Below are 17,552 nucleotides of genomic sequence, written 5' to 3'. Positions count from 1 at the left end.
ATCAGTGCTCATCGCACAGCGCCCCACCCTCTCTGAAGAGGTCGTGGCCGACAACCGGTCGCGCTTCGTGATCGAACCGCTCGAGCCCGGCTTCGGCTACACCCTCGGCAACTCCCTCCGCCGCACCCTGCTCTCCTCGATCCCCGGTGCCGCCGTGACCAGCATCCGGCTCGACGGCGTGCTCCACGAGTTCTCCACCGTGGAGGGCGTCAAGGAGGACGTGACCGAGATCATCCTCAACATCAAGAAGCTCGCCGTCTCCTCGGAGCAGGACGAGCCCGTCGTCGCCTACCTGCGCAAGCAGGGCCCGGGCGTCGTCACCGCCGCGGACATCACGGCCCCGGCCGGTGTGGAGATCCACAACCCGGACCTGCACATCGCGACCCTCAACGCGAAGGGCCAGCTCGAGCTCGAGCTGACCATCGAGCGCGGCCGCGGGTACGTCTCCGCCGCCCAGAACAAGGCGGGGGACGCCGAGATCGGCCGGATCCCGGTCGACTCGATCTACTCGCCCGTCCTGAAGGTGACCTTCCGCGTGGAGGCCACCCGTGTGGAGCAGCGCACCGACTTCGACAAGCTGGTCCTGGACGTGGAGACCAAGGAGGCCATCTCCCCCCGGGACGCCGTGGCCTCCGCCGGCACCACCCTGGTCGAGCTGTTCGGCCTGGCGCGCGAGCTGAACACGGCCGCCGAGGGCATCGAGATCGGCCCGTCGCCGACGGACGCGGCGATGGCCGCGGACATGGCGCTGCCGATCGAGGACCTCGAGCTGACCGTGCGCTCGTACAACTGCCTCAAGCGCGAGGGCATCCACACCGTGGGTGAGCTCGTGGGCCGTTCCGAGGCGGACCTGATGGACATCCGCAACTTCGGCGCCAAGTCGATCGACGAGGTCAAGGCCAAGCTCGTCGACCTCGGGCTGTCCCTCAAGGACTCGCCCCCCGGGTTCGACCTCGCCGCCCGCGCCGCCGCGATCGACGACGAGAACCCGTTCGACGACGTCGACCAGTAATCCTTCCCGCTCCGTCCCGCCGGCCGCCCGGACCGGGGGGGACGAACTTCCAGGAGATCAACAACCATGCCTACTCCCACCAAGGGTCCCCGTCTCGGAGGCGGCCCCGCCCACGAGCGCCTGATGCTGGCGAACCTGTCCCAGCAGCTGTTCGAGCACAAGCGCATCACCACCACGGTCACCAAGGCCAAGCGCATGCGCCCCTACGCCGAGCGCCTGATCACCTTCGCCAAGCGCGGTGACCTGGCCGCCCGCCGGCGCGTGCTGGCGCAGCTGACCGACAAGTCCGTGGTGCACGAGCTGTTCACCACCATCGCCTCGGCGATGGAGGACCGCAACGGCGGCTACACCCGCATCACCAAGATCGGCAACCGCAAGGGCGACAACGCCCCCATGGCCGTCATCGAGCTCGTGATGGAGCCCGTCGCGACCAAGGCCACCGTGGCCGAGGCCGAGCGCGCCACCGCCCAGGCCGCCCCGGCGCCCGCCGCCCCGGTCGACACCCCGGCGGACAGCACCCTCGAGGAGGTCTCCGCCGAGGAGATCCCCGCCGCGGAGCAGGCCCCCGAGGTCGGCTCCGAGCAGGCCGCCGCGGTCGCCGCGGACAACGCCGAGGCCGGCTTCCCGGGCTCGCACGCGCCGCTGGAGTCCGGTGAGGCCCCCGAGGGCTTCACCATCAAGGGCAACAAGAACTCCATGAAGTACCACGTGCCCGGCTCGCGCTGGTACGCGGGCACCACCGCGGAGATCTGGTTCGACTCGCCGGCCAACGCCGAGGCCGCCGGCTTCCAGCCGGCCGGTGGCTCCGCCGCGCAGAAGCTGCGCTGACCGGAGCACCCTCCGGACAGACACCGCGCACGCCGCCGGGGACCTCGTCCCCGGCGGCGTCGCCGTGCCCGGGCACCGTCCGCCCGCCCCCGCCCCACCCCGGGCCCCGCGACCCGGGCCCCGACGCCGACAGGAGCCGCCCGTGACCGGGACCGTGCCCGACGCACCCGTGCGCGTGCGCATCGACCTCGCCTACGACGGCGCGCCCTTCTCCGGATGGGCTCGCCAGCCCGTCCTGCCCACGGTCCAGGGGGCCCTCGAGGACGCCCTGGCGGTGCTCGTGCGCCGCGAGGTCCGGGTGGTCGTGGCCGGGCGCACGGACACCGGGGTGCACGCGCGCGGGCAGGTCGTCCACCTCGACCTGACGGCGGGGGAGTGGACCGCCCTCGCGCGCGGCCGCGCCGAGGATCCGGCCACGGCGCTCGGGCGGCGCCTGACCGGCGCCCTCGCGCACGTGCTGGGCCGGGCCCGCCGCGAGCAGGGGCTGCCCGAGTGCCCGGGCGCGATCGTCGTGCGGCGCGCCGCCGCCGCACCCGCCGGCTTCGACGCCCGCTTCTCCGCCGTGGCCCGGCGCTACAGCTACCGGATCGACGACGGCGCCGCCGGCCGGGATCCGCTCACCCGCCACCTCACGTGGTGGACGAAGGACGTCCTCGACGCCGACGTCATGGCGGCGGCCGCGCAGGAGCTCGTGGGCCTGCACGACTTCCTGTCCTTCTGCCGCCCCCGGGAGGGCGCCACGACCGTGCGGGAGGTCCTGGACGTGACGGTCGAGCGCGACGCCGGCGGGCTCGTGGTGCTGGGCATCGAGGCGGACGCCTTCTGCCACCACATGGTCCGCTCGATCGTCGGCGCCGCCGCCCGGGTCGGGGCCGGCCGGGAGGAGCCCGGCTGGCTCGGCCGGCGGCTGGCTGACCGGGTGCGCGACGCCGGGGTGCTCATGGCCCCCGCCCACGCGCTGGTCCTCGAGGAGGTCCGCTATCCCGGGGACGCCGCCCTGCGGGAGCGGGCCGAGCTGACCCGGGCCCGCCGGGACCCGCTGCACCCGGGGCCGGCCGGCCCCCAGAATTGACGGCCGCAGGTCACGGGTGTATGCCCGAGTGGTGTTTGGGCGGTGCATCCGGTAACGTGGAGTGCTGTTGTGCGTGTCCCGCCTCGGTTCACGTGTACCCGGCTCCGCCGTCCAGTTGCAGGACGCATGGCGGTCCGGTGCACCGGGGTCTCGGGCACCGGATGCAGCTCGGTCCTCACCCGAGCCCCGGACGGCACACCGAGTAACGGCGTGATCCCAACTAGCGCCACCGAGAGAACCCGAACGAAGGCAAACTAACGTGCGTACGTACACCCCGAAGCCCGGTGACATTCAGCGCCAGTGGCACGTCATCGATGCCACCGACGTCGTCCTGGGTCGTCTTGCCAGCCAGACCGCAACGCTGCTGCGCGGAAAGCACAAGCCGACCTTTGCTCCCCACGTGGACGCCGGTGATTTCGTCATCATCGTCAATGCCGAGAAGGTCGCCCTGACCGGCTCCAAGCTCGAGAAGAAGCGGGCCTACCGCCACTCCGGCTACCCGGGCGGTCTGACCTCGACCTCCTACGCCGAGCTGCTCGAGAAGAACCCGGTCCGCGCCGTGGAGAAGGCCATCCGCGGGATGCTGCCGAAAAACAAGCTGGCCTCCCAGCAGATGTCCAAGCTGAAGGTCTACGCCGGCTCCGAGCACCCGCACGGTGCCCAGCAGCCGCAGGCCTTCGAGTTCACCCAGGTCGCCCAGTAATTCCGGGCCTACGAGACAAGAACTGAATTAGGAGAATCGTGGCTCAGAACACTGACGAGCAGTACACCGCCGAGGGCGAGGAGCAGCTGACCAGCTACACCTCCGAGTCCGCCCCCGCGACCGAGGCCCCCGCCGCCGCCGAGCGCCCGGCCCTGACCGTCTCCGGCCAGGCCGTGGGCCGCCGCAAGGAGGCCGTCGCCCGCGTGCGCGTCGTCCCCGGCACCGGCCAGTGGATCGTCAACGGCCGGTCCCTGGACAACTACTTCCCCAACAAGCTGCACCAGCAGGAGGTCAACGAGCCCTTCCGGCTGCTGGAGCTCGAGGGCGCCTACGACGTCATCGCCCGCATCCACGGCGGTGGCCCCTCCGGCCAGGCCGGCGCCCTGCGCCTCGGCGTGGCCCGTGCCCTGAACGAGATCGATGTGGAGAACAACCGCCCGTCGCTCAAGAAGGCCGGCTTCCTCACCCGTGACGCCCGCGTCACCGAGCGCAAGAAGGCCGGTCTCAAGAAGGCCCGCAAGGCCCCGCAGTACTCCAAGCGCTGATCGGCGGGCCTGCTCGGGCACCGCGTCTCGGCGCCGTGCCCGGGCCACCCCTGCAGCAGTCGGACCCCGTCCGCGCCCCGGCGCGGGCGGGGTCCCGTCGTTCCGGGGCCGCCCGGACCGCCAGGGGTGATCGCCGGCCCCAGAAGAGTTAGCATTAGCACACGCCTGGCCGCGGGGAGACGGCCGCCGGCGGCGCTCGCCTGCGGGTCGCGCCGGACAGAACATAGGATGGGGAACGATGTCTAGATTATTCGGAACGGACGGCGTGCGCGGGCTCGCGAACGACCTCCTCACAGCCAACATGACCCTGGAGCTGGCCCAGGCGGCCGCCGTCGTCCTCGGCCACGGCCGGGCGCCCGGGGGCCGCCGGCCCACCGCGGTCGTCGCGCAGGACGGCCGCGCCAGCGGGGAATTCCTCAGCGCCGCGGTCACGGCAGGGCTGGCGGGCTCCGGAGTCGACGTCCGCGACGCCGGCGTGCTGCCGACCCCGGCCCTGGCCTACCTCGTGGCCGATCTCGACGCCGACTTCGGCGTGATGATCTCCGCCTCCCACAACCCGGCCCCGGACAACGGGATCAAGTTCCTGGCCCGCGGCGGCAAGAAGCTGCCGGACCGGGTCGAGGACGAGATCCAGGCCGTCTACGAGGCGCGCCGCTTCCAGCACCCCACGGGCGCCGGCGTCGGACGCGTCAGCCGCTTCAGCGACGCCGAGGACCGCTACGTCCTGCACCTGGTCGGGGCGATCCCGCACCGCCTCGAGGGCCTGACGGTCGTCCTGGACTGCGCCAACGGCGCCGCGAGCGCCGTGTCGCCGGACGCCTTCCGCGCGGCGGGCGCCACCGTGCACGTCATCGGCGCGGAGCCCGACGGGCTGAACATCAACGACGGCTGCGGCTCGACCCACCTGGACCCCCTGCGCCGCGCCGTCGCGGACCTCGGGGCGGACCTCGGGATCGCCCACGACGGCGACGCCGACCGCTGCCTCGCGGTGGACCACACCGGCCGGGAGGTCGACGGCGACCAGATCATGGCGATCCTCGCCCTCGCCCTGCAGGAGTCGGGCCGGCTGGTGGACGGCACCCTGGTCGCCACCGTCATGAGCAACCTGGGGCTGAAGATCGCGCTGCGGGAGGCCGGGATCGAGCTGCGGGAGACCGCCGTGGGAGACCGCTACGTCCTCGAGACCATGACCGAGCACGGCTACAACCTGGGCGGCGAGCAGTCCGGGCACGTCATCATGTCCGACTACGCCACGACCGGCGACGGCCTGCTCACCGGGCTCATGCTCGCGTCCCGCGTCGCGCAGACCGGGACGCCGCTGGCCGAGCTCGCCACCGTGATGACCCGCCTGCCGCAGGTCCTGCTCAACGTCCGGGGCGTGGACCGCGCGGCCGTGGCGTCCAACGGGGCCGTGCTCGCCGCCGTGAGCGCGGTCGAGCAGCGCCTCGGCGAGACCGGCCGGGTGCTGCTGCGCCCCTCCGGCACCGAGCCCGTGGTCCGCGTGATGGTCGAGGCCGCCACGCAGGAGGCCGCCCAGGAGGAGGCCGAGTACCTGGCCTCCGTCGTGGAGCAGGAGCTCTCCCTCACCGTGTGACGCTGAAGGCCCGACCAGGGTCCGGTGGCGACGCAGGCCCGCACTGCCACGGTGCGGGCCTGCGTCGTCCCCGGACCCGTCCTCGCGCCGGCGGCGCCGGGTCAGCGGACGGGCGCGTAGTCCGGGGCCGGGGGCAGGCCCGAGAACTCCTCGAGGGTGGCGGCGCCCGAGCGCACCAGCTCCCGGGCCCGCTGCGCGCCGAGGTAGCGCAGGTGCCAGGGCTCGTACCAGTACCCGGTGACCGCCTGCGCGCCCCGGGGGTAGCGGACCACGAAGCCGTGCTCGGCGGCGTGGTCGGCGACCCACGCCGCCGCCGCGGTGTCCGCGAAGCACACCTGCAGGTCGCAGCCCGAGCCCTCGCCGACGTCCACCGCCAGGCCGGTCTGGTGCTCCGAGTGGCCGGGCCGGGCGGAGGCGGTGTCCGCCGCCGCCTGCCCCTGCTGGGCGACCCACCCGGCGTAGGTGGCCGCCTGCTCGTCGTAGGAGCGGTAGCCGGAGACGAGCACGATCCGCACGCCGTCCGCCCGCGCCGCGGCGAGCAGCTCCCGGGCGGCCCGCGCGGCCTCCGGGCGCAGCCGCCGGCCCTCGACCTGCTCGAGGTCCCGCGGGGCCCAGCCGCGCGGCTCCAGGGGGCGGCGCTTGTTGACGACCACCGCGAGGGAGGCGGGGTCGCCGAGGTCCGCCGTGGCGCTCGGGGGCGGCGAGGGGACCGGTGCGGGGGGCGGCGGGGCCGTGGACCGGCCCGGTGACGGGGACCCCGCCGGGGCCGGGGCGGAGGTCGCAGCGGCCGGCGAGGTCGCCGGGGAGGACCCCGGGGGAGCGGGGGACGAGCCGGTGCCGGGACGAGGACCGCACCCGGTGAGCAGTGCGACGGCGAGCAGGACCGCCCCGGCCCGGTGCGCGAGCATCAGTTCTTGCGCAGCAGCACGCGGCGGATCGAGTGGTCCGAGTCCTTGGAGAGGATCAGGCGGGCCCGCCCGCGCGTGGGCAGGACGTTCTCCACGAGGTTGGGCTCGTTGATCCGGCGCCAGATGCCCAGTGCCGTGGCCTCGGCCTCGGTGTCGGAGAGGTCGGCGTAGCGGTGGAAGTAGGAGCCCGGGTCGGAGAACGCCGAGTAGCGCAGCGCCTGGAAGCGCTCCACGTACCAGCGCTCGATGTCGGCGGTGCGCGCGTCCACGTAGATCGAGAAGTCGAAGAAGTCGCTCAGCGCGAGGGCCGCCCGGTCCCCGGGACCCACCTTGGCCGGCGCGAGCACGTTGAGCCCCTCCACGATGACGACGTCGGGGCGGCTGACGACGATCTCCTCGCCGGGGACGATGTCGTAGGTGTGGTGGGAGTAGCGGGGGGCGCGGACCTCCGGCACCCCCGACTTGATCTTCGCGACGAAGCGCAGCAGCGCCCGGCGGTCGTAGGACTCGGGGAAGCCCTTGCGGTCCATCAGCCCCCGGCGCCGCAGCTCGGCGTTGGGGTAGAGGAACCCGTCGGTGGTCACGAGCTGGACGTCCGGGGTCGACGGCCAGCGGGAGAGCAGCTCGCGCAGCAGGCGGGCCGTGGTGGACTTGCCCGCGGCCACCGACCCGGCGATGCCGATGACGAACGGCGTCCGGGCGTGCTCCTCGCCCAGGAAGGCGTTGGTGGACGCGTTGAGCCCGTTCGCCGAGGAGTCGTAGAGGGTGAGGAGCCGGGACAGCGGCAGGTACACCTCGCGGACCTCCGCGACGTCGAGCCGGTCGCCGAGGCCGCGCAGGTTCTCGATCTCCCGAGAGGTGAGGGGCACGTCGATCTCGTGGGAGAGCCTCGACCAGGTCTGCCGGTCGAGCTCCACGAACGGCGAGGTGCGCTCGCTCAGCGTTGAGGCGGTCATCGGACCCAGTCTAGACGCCTCGAAGCCGGGAGTCCGCGACAGAAGCTACGCCCCGGTGTAGATTTGTGCGCACCCCGGCAGGGTAAGTCATGCGGCTCACACGACGGAGCGCTCGTCCGCGCCGCCGGTGGCCGCCACCTCGTTCGAGAGTCAGGACGGCACCATGGCCACCACCGCCACGACAGAGACCGCGGCCCCATCCCGGCAGGCCGCCACCCGGGCGCACGTTCAGCGCTTCGGGACGTTCCTCTCCGGGATGATCATGCCCAACATCGGGGCGTTCATCGCCTGGGGGCTGATCACGGCCTTCTTCATCGAGGCCGGCTTCACCCCCTACGGCCCGCTGGGCGGGTGGGGCACGGACGCCGAGGGCAATCCGCACACCGGTCTGGTGGGCCCGATGATCACCTACCTGCTGCCGCTGCTGATCGCCTACACCGGCGGGCGGATGGTCTACGACGTGCGCGGCGGGGTGGTCGGGGCGATCGCGACCATGGGCGTGATCGTGGGCACCGACATCCCGATGTTCATCGGGGCGATGATCATGGGCCCGCTCACGGCGTGGTTGATGAAGAAGATCGACAGCATCTGGGACGGGAAGATCAAGCCCGGCTTCGAGATGCTGGTCAACAACTTCTCCGCCGGCATCTTCGCCGCGCTGATGGCCATCGTGGGGTTCTTCGTCGTGGGCCCGGCGGTGCTGGCCTTCTCCAACGCCGCCGCCGGGGTGGTGGACTTCCTGGTCTCCCGGGGGCTGCTGCCGCTGACCTCGATCCTGATCGAACCGGCCAAGGTCCTGTTCCTCAACAACGCGATCAACCACGGCATCCTCACCCCGCTGGGCACCGCCCAGGCGCTGGAGCAGGGCAAGTCCATCCTGTTCCTGCTCGAGGCCAACCCCGGCCCCGGCCTGGGCATCCTGCTCGCCTACACGGTCTTCGGCCGGGGTGCGGCCCGCGCCTCGGCCCCGGGGGCGGCGCTGATCCACTTCGTGGGCGGCATCCACGAGATCTACTTCCCCTACGTGCTGATGAAGCCGGCGCTGATCCTGGCGGCCATCGCCGGCGGGGCGTCCGGGATCTTCACCCTGACGCTGTTCAACGCCGGGCTGCGCGCCCCGGCCGCGCCGGGCTCGATCCTGGCGGTCTTCGCCCAGACCCCTCCGGGCAGCTACCTGGGGGTGGCCCTGGCGGTGCTGGTGGCCACGGTGGTGTCCTTCCTGGTGGCCGCGGTCATCCTCAAGGCCTCCAAGGACAAGGGCGAGGGCGACCTCGCGGCGGCCACCGCGAGCATGGAGTCGATGAAGGGCAAGAAGAGCTCCGTGACCTCCGCCCTGGTCGGCACCAGCGGCGGCGCCGACGCCGGGGAGGCCGGCGCCGGGGAGGCCGGCGCCGACGGGCTGGCCGCCGGCGGGCCGGTGCAGAAGATCGTCTTCGCCTGCGACGCCGGCATGGGCTCCTCCGCCATGGGGGCCTCGGTGCTGCGCAACAAGGTCAAGGCGGCCGGGTTCGGCGACGTGAAGGTCACCAACGCGGCCATCATGAACCTCACCGACGACTTCGACATCGTCGTCACCCACCAGGACCTCGCCCCGCGCGCCCGCCCCCGGGTGCCCAGCGCCTCCCTCGTGACGGTCGACAACTTCATGGGCAGCCCCCGCTACGACGAGATCGTCGAGGCCGTCCGCCGGCGCAACGGGGCCACCGTGCCGGCGGCGGCGGGGACCGCGGCGACGGCGGCGGACGCAGGGGCCGCGACGGGCGGGCCCGCGGCCGGCGGCGACGGGGCCCACCGCCCGGCGGAGGCCGACGGCTCGTCGGGACCCGCCGAGGCCGCGGTCCTCACGCGCGAGCGGATCCTGATGGACGGCGGCGCGCAGAACGCGCAGCAGGCCATCGACGAGGCGGGCGGCCTGCTCGTGGCCGCCGGGGCCGTGACGGACGACTACGTGCGCTCGATGCACGAGCGGGAGCAGTCGGTGTCCACGTTCATGGGCAACGGGCTGGCCATCCCGCACGGCACCAACGCCGCGAAGGACGCCATCCGGCGCTCGGCCCTGTGCGTGGTCCGCTACCCGGAGGGCCTGGACTGGAACGGCAAGCCGGTCACCTGGGTCGTGGGCATCGCCGGCAAGGACAACGAGCACCTGGGTATCCTGTCCCGGATCGCCAAGATTTTCGGCAACAAGGAGCAGGTCCGCCGCCTCAACGAGGCGCGGACGGCCGACGAGGTCCTGGACCTGCTGGGGAAGGTGAACGACTGATGAAGTGCGTGCATTTCGGGGCCGGGAACATCGGCCGGGGGTTCGTGGGGCTGCTGATGCACCGCTCCGGCTACGAGGTGGTCTTCGCCGACGTGGCCGTCCCCCTGATCGAGGCGCTGCAGACCACCCCCAGCTACACGGTGCACGAGGTCGGCGCCGGCTCCCGGGACACCACCGTGGACGGGTACCGGGCGGTCAACTCCGCCGCGGAGCCCGAGGCGGTCGTCGCGGAGATCGCCACGGCGGACGTGGTGACCACCGCCGTGGGCCCGAACGTCCTGAAGTTCCTCGCCCCCCTGATCGCCCGCGGCCTCGCGGCCCGCGCGGCGGACGCGGCGCCCGTGGCGGTCATGGCGTGCGAGAACGCCATCTCGGCCACGGACCTGCTCGCCGAGGCGGTGCGGGAGCACTACGAGGGCGAGGACCTCGACCGGCGGGCGGTCTTCGCCAACACCGCGGTCGACCGGATCGTGCCGCAGCAGGAGGGCGCCGGTCTCGACGTCGTCGTGGAGCAGTTCCACGAGTGGGTCATCGACCGGAGCCCCTTCGGCGGGCAGGAGCCGCCCATCGAGGGCGCCACCTACGTGGACGACCTGGTCCCGTACATCGAGCGGAAGCTGTTCACGGTCAACACGGGCCATGCGGCGGCCGCCTACTTCGGCCACCAGGCGGGCAAGCACCGCATCGCCGAGGCCGTCGCCGACCCGTCGATCCGGAGCCGGGTCGCGGCGGCGCTCGGGGAGACCCAGGCGCTGCTGGTGGCCAAGCACGGCTTCGACCCGCAGGAGCACGCCGGCTACGTCCAGAAGATCCTCGGACGCTTCGCCAACGAGCACCTGCCCGACACCGTCGAGCGCGTCGGGCGCGCCCCGCTGCGCAAGCTCGGCCGCCACGAGCGCTTCGTCGGGCCCGCGGCGGCGCTCGCCGAGCGGGGCATGGGCACCGAGGGGCTGCGCGCGGCCATGGCGGCGGCCCTGCGCTTCGACGCGGAGGGCGACCCCGACGTCGCCCGGCTGGGGGAGATCTTGGACACCCTCCCGCCGGCCGAGGCCGTGCAGGAGATCACCGGCCTGGCCCCCGAGCACCCACTCTTCCCGCCGGTCGAGGAGCTGGTGGCCGCGGCCGCCCAGGAGCGCCGCGGCTGAGCCCCGGACCTGCCCGCAGACGGGTCCGGGGCCCGCCGCGGCAGGCCCCGGACCGGCCGTCCCGGGCCGCTCCACGGGACGTGCGGGGCGGGGCGGATGCCCCCGGAAGAGCCGACAGCGCGGCCCGCGCGGCGCGCCCGGGGGCCTCTGGGCCATGCGGTAACCTGAGGCGCATGTGTGGAATTGTTGGATATGTGGGACCGGCCCCCCAGCGCCCGGCCGAGGCCGGCGCGAGCTCCGGGCACGACGCCCTCGACGTCCTCGTCGAGGGGCTCCGACGGCTGGAGTACCGCGGCTACGACTCGGCGGGCGTCGCCGTCGTGGCCGACGGGGCGATCGGCCACCGCAAGAAGGCCGGCAAGCTGCTGAACCTGGAGGAGGAGCTGCGCGAGCACCCCCTGCCCTCCGCGGCCACCGGCATCGGCCACACCCGCTGGGCCACCCACGGCGGGCCCTCCGACAGCAACGCCCACCCGCACGTCGTCGACGGCGGCCGCCTGGCCATGATCCACAACGGCATCATCGAGAACTTCGCGGAGCTCAAGAAGGAGCTGCGCGAGCAGGGGCACGAGTTCGTCTCCGAGACGGACACGGAGGTCGCCGCCGTCCTGCTCGCCGACACCTACAACGACCTGGGCGACCAGGACCTCACCGCCGCCATGCAGGCCGTGTGCCGCCGGCTCGAGGGCGCGTTCACCCTCCTGGCCGTGCACGTCGACCACCCGGGCCGCGTCGTGGCCGCCCGCCGCAACTCCCCGCTCGTCGTGGGCGTGGGGCAGGGCGAGATGTTCCTGGGCTCCGACGTCTCCGGGTTCATCGACTACACCCGGGACGCCGTCGAGCTCGGCCAGGACCAGGTCGTCACCCTCACCGCGGACGACTACAGCATCACGGACTTCCACGGCAGCCCGGCCGAGGGCAAGCACTTCGAGGTCCGCTGGGACGCCGCCGCCGCCGAGAAGGGCGGCTTCCCCTCCTTCATGGAGAAGGAGATCAACGAGCAGCCCGCCGCCGTGGAGCAGACCCTCATGGGCCGCACGGACCTGGACGGCAACCTCGTGCTCGACGAGCTGAAGATCGACGAGTCGATGCTGCGCTCCGTCGACAAGATCGTCGTCGTCGCCTGCGGCACCGCCGCCTACGCGGGCCAGGTCGCCCGGTACGCGATCGAGCACTGGTGCCGGATCCCCACCGAGGTGGAGCTCGCCCACGAGTTCCGCTACCGCGACCCGATCGTCAACGAGCGGACCCTCGTCGTCGCCCTGTCCCAGTCGGGCGAGACCATGGACACCCTGATGGCCGTGCGGCACGCCCAGGAGCAGGGGGCCAAGGTCGTGGCGATCTGCAACACCAACGGCTCCACCATCCCGCGCGAGGCCGACGCCGCGCTGTACACGCACGCCGGCCCGGAGATCGCGGTCGCCTCCACCAAGGCGTTCCTCGCCCAGATCACGGCCGCCTACCTCCTGGGCCTGTACCTCGCCCAGCTGCGGGGCAACAAGTTCAAGGACGAGATCGCGGAGATCCTCGCGGACCTCGAGGCGATGCCCGCGAAGATCCAGCAGGTCATCGACGACCAGGCCGGGGTCAAGGAGCTCGCGCAGGCGATGAAGGACGCGAGCTCGGTGCTGTTCCTGGGCCGCCACGTCGGCTACCCGGTGGCCCTGGAGGGCGCGCTCAAGCTCAAGGAGATCGCGTACATCCACGCCGAGGGCTTCGCCGCGGGCGAGCTCAAGCACGGCCCGATCGCCCTGATCGAGGAGGGCCAGCCCGTGTTCGTGATCGTGCCGTCCCCGCGGGGCCGCGACTCGCTGCACGCCAAGGTGGTCTCGAACATCCAGGAGATCCGGGCCCGCGGCGCCGTGACCATCGTCATCGCCGAGGAGGGGGACGAGTCCGTGGCCGACTACGCGAACCACGTCTTCCGCGTCCCGCAGGCCCCGACCCTGCTCCAGCCCCTGCTCGCCACGGTCCCGCTGCAGATCTTCGCGTGCGAGCTCGCCACCGCGAAGGGCTACGACGTCGACCAGCCGCGCAACCTCGCCAAGTCCGTCACCGTCGAGTAGGCCCGGGCGCACCCCGCCCGGACCGCCCCCGGCCCGCCGTCCCCGCCGCCGGCGGGGACGGCGGGCCGGCGGTCGTTAGGCTGGGGGCATGATCATCGGCACCGGCATCGACGTCGTGGACATCACCCGCTTCGAGGCGCAGATCGCGCGGACCCCCGGCCTCGTGGACCGGCTGTTCACCCCCGCCGAGCGCGGCCTGCACGTGCGGTCGCTGGCCGCGCGCTTCGCGGCGAAGGAGGCCGCGGCCAAGGCCCTCAAGGCCCCGCCCGGGATGATCTGGCAGCACTGCTGGATCGAGAAGGACCCGGCGGGCGCCCCGGTGCTGCGCACCGAGGGGACGGTCGCCGAGGAGGCCCGCCGGCAGGGGATCGACCGCTGGCACCTGACCATGACCCACGACGGCGGGATCGCCATGGCCATGGTCATCGCCGAGCGCGACGAGGAGCGGGCATGATCGAGGCCTTCACCGGCGAGCAGGTCCGCGCGGCCGAGGCCCCGTTCCTGGCGGCCGGGCAGGGCCCCGCCCTCATGCGCCGTGCCGCCCACGGCCTGGCGCTCGCGGGCGCGGAGCAGCTGCGCGACCGGCGCGGGGCCGTGGCCGGGGCCCGGGTGGTGGTCCTGGCCGGGACCGGCAACAACGGCGGGGACGGGCTGTGGGCCGCCGCGGAGCTCGCCCGCCGGGGCGCGGCGGCGCTCGCCGTCGCGGTGGGCGAGCGCCTGCACCCCGAGGGCGCCGCGGCGTTCGCCGCGGCGGGGGGCCGGGTGCTGCGGCTGGACGGGACCGATGGACCGGCCGCCGGGGACGCCCTCGCCCGGGCGGCCGAGCACGTGCTGCGCGCCGACCTCGTCCTCGACGCGGTGCTCGGCACCGGGGCGCGGGGCGGGCTGCGCGGGGCCGCGGCCGGGCTCGTGCGGACGGTGCTCGAGCGGTGGCCCGGGACCGGGGCGCCGGTCGTCGTGGCCTGCGACGTCCCCTCCGGGGTGTCCGCGGACACGGGCGCCGTCTCCGCGCCCGTGCTGCCCGCGGACGTCACCGTGACCTTCGGCGCGGCCAAGGCCGGCCAGTTCAGCGCCCCCGGCGAGCAGCTCTGCGGGCGCGTGCGCACGGTCCCCCTCGGCATCGAGGCCGCCCTGTCCGCGCCGGGCCTGCGGCGCCTGGAGCGCGACGACGTGGCCGCGCTGTGGCCGCGGCCCGCGGCCGGGGCGCACAAGTACTCCCGGGGCGTCGTGGGCGTCGTCGCCGGCTCGCCCACCTACCCCGGGGCGGCGCTGATGTGCACGCGCGCGGCGGTGGACGCCGGCGCCGGGATGGTCCGCCACCTCGGCGACAGCGCCACCCGCGCCCTGGTCTGCCTCACCAGCCCCGAGGTCGTCGCCTCGGAGGACCACCCCCACGACGTGCGCGTGCAGGCCTGGGTCGTCGGGCCCGGCGCCGTCGGCGACCCGGCCCAGGAGGCCCGGATCGACGCGGTGCTCACGGGCCCGCACCCGGCCGTCGTGGACGCCGGGGCGCTCACCGCGGCCGCCCGGGCCGCCGCCGACGGCGCGCTGGGCCCCGGCAAGGTCCTCACCCCGCACGCCGGGGAGCTCGCCCAGGTCCTGGCCTGGCTCGCGGCCCTGGGCGTGGGCGAGGACGCCCCCGACCGGGCCCAGGTCGAGGCGGAGCCGCTGCGCTGGGCACGCGCGGCCGCCCGGGCCACGGGGGCGGTGGTGGTGCTCAAGGGCGCCACGACGCTCGTGGCCGACCCGGGAGGACTGGTGCTCTCGCAGGCCGACGGCAGCCCCTGGCTGGCCACCGCCGGCAGCGGCGACACCCTCGCCGGGATCATGGGCACGGCCCTCGCGCACTGCGCGGAGCACCCCGACCTCTTCGCCGCCGCGGGCGAGTGGGCGCGCGGGGACGCCCGCTTCGCCGTGGCCGCGGCGCTCGCGGTGGCCGTGCACGGCTACGCCTCCCGCGCCGACGGGCTCGGCCCCGTGCCGCCCACCGCGCTGTCGGCGGCCGTGCGCTCCGTGCTGCGCTTCGGCCGCTGAGCCGCCCCGGAGCGCTCCGTCCTGTGTTCGCGGCGGGCGATCCCGCGGCCGTCGGCGCTGGTCCGAGGGTGGAGGAAATCCTCAGCCGGGTTACGGTTAACCCCACGCCGCTACATCCCCGTCCGCCGGGCCCCCGCCCGGCGGACTCGACAGGAGGAACACGCATGGAAGTCTGGCCAGGACAGCCCTACCCCCTCGGAGCCACCTTCGACGGCAACGGCACGAACTTCGCCCTCTTCAGCGAGATCGCGGAGAAGGTCGAGCTGTGCCTCTTCGAGGAGGACGGCACCGAGACCCGGATCGAGGTCGGCGCGCAGGACGGCTACGTGTGGCACTGCTACCTGCCGCAGGTCCAGCCGGGCCAGCGCTACGGCTACCGCGTGCACGGGCCGTGGAACCCCGCCCAGGGGCAGCGCTGCAACCCGTCCAAGCTGCTGCTGGACCCCTACGCCAAGGCCGTCGCCGGCCAGTTCGACTGGGCCCAGCCGCTGTTCTCGTACAACTTCGGCGACGAGGACTCGTTCAACGACGAGGACTCGGCCCCCCACATGGCGATGGGCGTGGTGATCAACCCGTTCTTCAACTGGGAGGGCGACCGCACCCCGCGCACCCCGTACCACAAGTCCGTGATCTACGAGGCCCACGTCAAGGGCCTCACCGAGCAGCACCCCGAGGTCCCGGAGGAGCAGCGCGGCACCTACGCCGGCGTGGCCCACCCCGCCGTCATCGCCCACCTGCAGAAGCTGGGGATCACGGCCATCGAGCTGATGCCCGTGCACCAGTTCGTCCAGGACAGCACGCTGCTCGACAAGGGCCTGCGCAACTACTGGGGTTACAACACCATCGGGTTCTTCGCCCCCCACAACGAGTACAACTCCACCAACGACCTCGGCGGCCAGGTCCAGGAGTTCAAGGCCATGGTCAAGGCCCTGCACCAGGCCGACATCGAGGTCATCCTCGACGTGGTGTACAACCACACGGCCGAGGGCAACCACATGGGGCCCACGCTGTCCATGAAGGGCATCGACAACCAGGCGTACTACCGGACCGTCGAGGGCGACCAGAAGTACTACATGGACTACACGGGCACCGGCAACACCCTCAACGTCCGGCACCCGCACTCGCTGCAGCTGATCATGGACTCCCTGCGCTACTGGGTGACCGAGATGCACGTCGACGGCTTCCGCTTCGACCTCGCCTCCGCCCTGGCCCGCGAGTTCTACGACGTGGACCGGCTGGCCACGTTCTTCGAGCTCGTCCAGCAGGACCCGGTCGTGTCCCAGGTGAAGCTCATCGCCGAGCCGTGGGACGTCGGCCCCGGCGGCTACCAGGTGGGCAACTTCCCGCCCCAGTGGACCGAGTGGAACGGCAAGTACCGCGACACCGTGCGCGACTTCTGGCGCGGGGAGCCCGCGACGCTCGGCGAGTTCGCCTCGCGCATCACGGGCTCCGCGGACCTCTACGAGCACAGCAGCCGCCGGCCGTTCGCGTCGATCAACTTCGTCACCGCCCACGACGGCTTCACCCTGCGCGACCTCGTGTCCTACAACGAGAAGCACAACGAGGCCAACGGCGAGGACAACAACGACGGCGAGTCCCACAACCGCTCCTGGAACTGCGGCGTGGAGGGCCCCACGGACGACCCCGAGGTCCTGGCCCTGCGCTCCCGCCAGCAGCGCAACTTCCTCGCGACGCTCCTGCTGTCCCAGGGCACGCCCATGGTCCTGCACGGCGACGAGCTGGGCCGGTCCACCGGCGGCAACAACAACACGTACTGCCAGGACAACGAGCTCTCCTGGATCGACTGGGAGACCATGGACGGCCCGCTGACCGAGTTCGTCTCCGCCGTGATCCACCTGCGCCACGCCCACCCGACGTTCCGCCGCTCCGACTTCTTCGACGGCCGGCCCGTGGAGATGGACGAGGAGGACACCCGCCGGCCCATGCCGGACATCGCGTGGCTCAACGCCGACGGCTCCCCGATGCGCCCGACGGACTGGGACGAGCCGCTGTCCCGGGCCATGGGCATGTGGCTCAACGGCCACGGCATCGCCGGGGTGGACACGCGCGGGCGGTCCATCACGGACGTGAACTTCATCATGTACTTCAACTCCGCCCCGGAGGCCGTGAAGTTCAAGCTGCCCCCGGTGCGCTACGGCCGGCGCTGGGAGGCGGTCCTGGACACCGCGGGCCAGCACTCCGACGGGCAGATCCGCAACGCCCGCAGCTCGATCACCCTGGACGGCCGGTCCATGGTGGTGCTGCGCGCCTACGAGGAGCCGGAGGAGGAGCCCGACGCGTCGGTCGCCGCCTCCGTGGCCGCCTACGCGAAGTCGCCGCAGGACCAGTGACGCGGTGGCGGGGCGCCCCCGGGGCGTCCCGCCGCACCGCGCCCCACCAGTAGGCTTCCGGCCCGGACACGGGTT

General features: G+C 73.2%; 14 protein-coding genes. 12 read left to right on the top strand and 2 right to left on the bottom strand.

Annotation, left to right across the window (positions count from 1 at the left end):
• Window positions 1-4 precede the first annotated feature (4 nt).
• From ACYSMR_RS05140 to glmM, 6 genes are all read left to right on the top strand, one after another.
• Window positions 5-1,012 carry a DNA-directed RNA polymerase subunit alpha gene (locus ACYSMR_RS05140; RefSeq protein ID WP_251332976.1) on the top strand — a complete coding sequence of 336 codons (1,008 nt, stop codon included), beginning with the start codon at window positions 5-7 and terminating at the stop codon, window positions 1,010-1,012.
• Window positions 1,013-1,078: 66 nt separating this feature from the next.
• A complete protein-coding gene (gene rplQ / locus ACYSMR_RS05135; RefSeq protein ID WP_309125249.1) occupies window positions 1,079-1,840 on the top strand; it encodes a 50S ribosomal protein L17, sunset domain variant in 762 nt (253 codons plus the stop codon).
• Window positions 1,841-1,982: 142 nt separating this feature from the next.
• Window positions 1,983-2,912 carry a tRNA pseudouridine(38-40) synthase TruA gene (truA, locus tag ACYSMR_RS05130; RefSeq protein WP_461747577.1) on the top strand — a complete coding sequence of 310 codons (930 nt, stop codon included), beginning with the start codon at window positions 1,983-1,985 and terminating at the stop codon, window positions 2,910-2,912.
• A gap of 259 nt (window positions 2,913-3,171) precedes the next feature.
• On the top strand, window positions 3,172-3,615 hold the full coding sequence (gene rplM / locus ACYSMR_RS05125; RefSeq protein ID WP_461747576.1) for a 50S ribosomal protein L13: 444 nt from the start codon (window positions 3,172-3,174) through the stop codon (window positions 3,613-3,615).
• Window positions 3,616-3,653: 38 nt separating this feature from the next.
• Window positions 3,654-4,160: a 30S ribosomal protein S9 gene (gene rpsI / locus ACYSMR_RS05120; protein ID WP_251332980.1), complete on the top strand. Its 507-nt coding sequence runs from the start codon at window positions 3,654-3,656 to the stop codon at window positions 4,158-4,160.
• 238 nt (window positions 4,161-4,398) lie between these two features.
• Entirely contained in the window at window positions 4,399-5,754 is a 1,356-nt protein-coding gene (glmM, locus tag ACYSMR_RS05115; RefSeq protein WP_461747575.1) for a phosphoglucosamine mutase, read from the top strand.
• Window positions 5,755-5,855: 101 nt separating this feature from the next.
• On the opposite strand, the gene ACYSMR_RS05110 is transcribed toward glmM, so the two are convergent.
• Entirely contained in the window at window positions 5,856-6,662 is an 807-nt protein-coding gene (locus tag ACYSMR_RS05110) for a M15 family metallopeptidase (protein ID WP_461747574.1), read from the bottom strand.
• The gene (gene coaA, locus ACYSMR_RS05105) at window positions 6,662-7,618 is read right to left on the bottom strand and encodes a type I pantothenate kinase (RefSeq protein WP_251332983.1); all 957 of its coding nucleotides are present in this window, start codon (window positions 7,616-7,618) and stop codon (window positions 6,662-6,664) included. Before coaA ends, ACYSMR_RS05110 begins: the two co-directional genes overlap by 1 nt.
• A gap of 163 nt (window positions 7,619-7,781) precedes the next feature.
• Between coaA and ACYSMR_RS05100 the strand changes: the two genes are divergently transcribed.
• The 6 genes from ACYSMR_RS05100 (at window position 7,782) to glgX (ending at window position 17,477) form a co-directional block, all read left to right on the top strand.
• The gene (locus ACYSMR_RS05100) at window positions 7,782-9,881 is read left to right on the top strand and encodes a PTS mannitol transporter subunit IICBA (protein ID WP_309125253.1); all 2,100 of its coding nucleotides are present in this window, start codon (window positions 7,782-7,784) and stop codon (window positions 9,879-9,881) included.
• Window positions 9,881-11,026, top strand: a complete 1,146-nt coding sequence (locus ACYSMR_RS05095) for a mannitol-1-phosphate 5-dehydrogenase (protein WP_461747573.1) — start codon at window positions 9,881-9,883, stop codon at window positions 11,024-11,026. Before ACYSMR_RS05100 ends, ACYSMR_RS05095 begins: the two co-directional genes overlap by 1 nt.
• A 173-nt stretch (window positions 11,027-11,199) precedes the next feature.
• A complete protein-coding gene (gene glmS / locus ACYSMR_RS05090) occupies window positions 11,200-13,092 on the top strand; it encodes a glutamine--fructose-6-phosphate transaminase (isomerizing) (RefSeq protein WP_251332985.1) in 1,893 nt (630 codons plus the stop codon).
• Window positions 13,093-13,180: 88 nt separating this feature from the next.
• Window positions 13,181-13,546 carry a holo-ACP synthase gene (locus ACYSMR_RS05085; protein WP_251332986.1) on the top strand — a complete coding sequence of 122 codons (366 nt, stop codon included), beginning with the start codon at window positions 13,181-13,183 and terminating at the stop codon, window positions 13,544-13,546.
• Window positions 13,543-15,126, top strand: a complete 1,584-nt coding sequence (locus tag ACYSMR_RS05080) for an NAD(P)H-hydrate epimerase (protein WP_461747572.1) — start codon at window positions 13,543-13,545, stop codon at window positions 15,124-15,126. The genes ACYSMR_RS05085 and ACYSMR_RS05080 overlap by 4 nt, the downstream gene beginning before the upstream one ends.
• Window positions 15,127-15,290: 164 nt before the next feature.
• Window positions 15,291-17,477: a glycogen debranching protein GlgX gene (gene glgX, locus ACYSMR_RS05075; protein ID WP_251332988.1), complete on the top strand. Its 2,187-nt coding sequence runs from the start codon at window positions 15,291-15,293 to the stop codon at window positions 17,475-17,477.
• The last annotated feature ends 75 nt before the right edge of the window (window positions 17,478-17,552 follow it).

This window comes from Kocuria sp. U4B (genome assembly GCF_054875615.1).
Note: the sequence above shows the minus strand (reverse complement) of the source record. Positions and strands in the feature narration are given on the sequence as shown.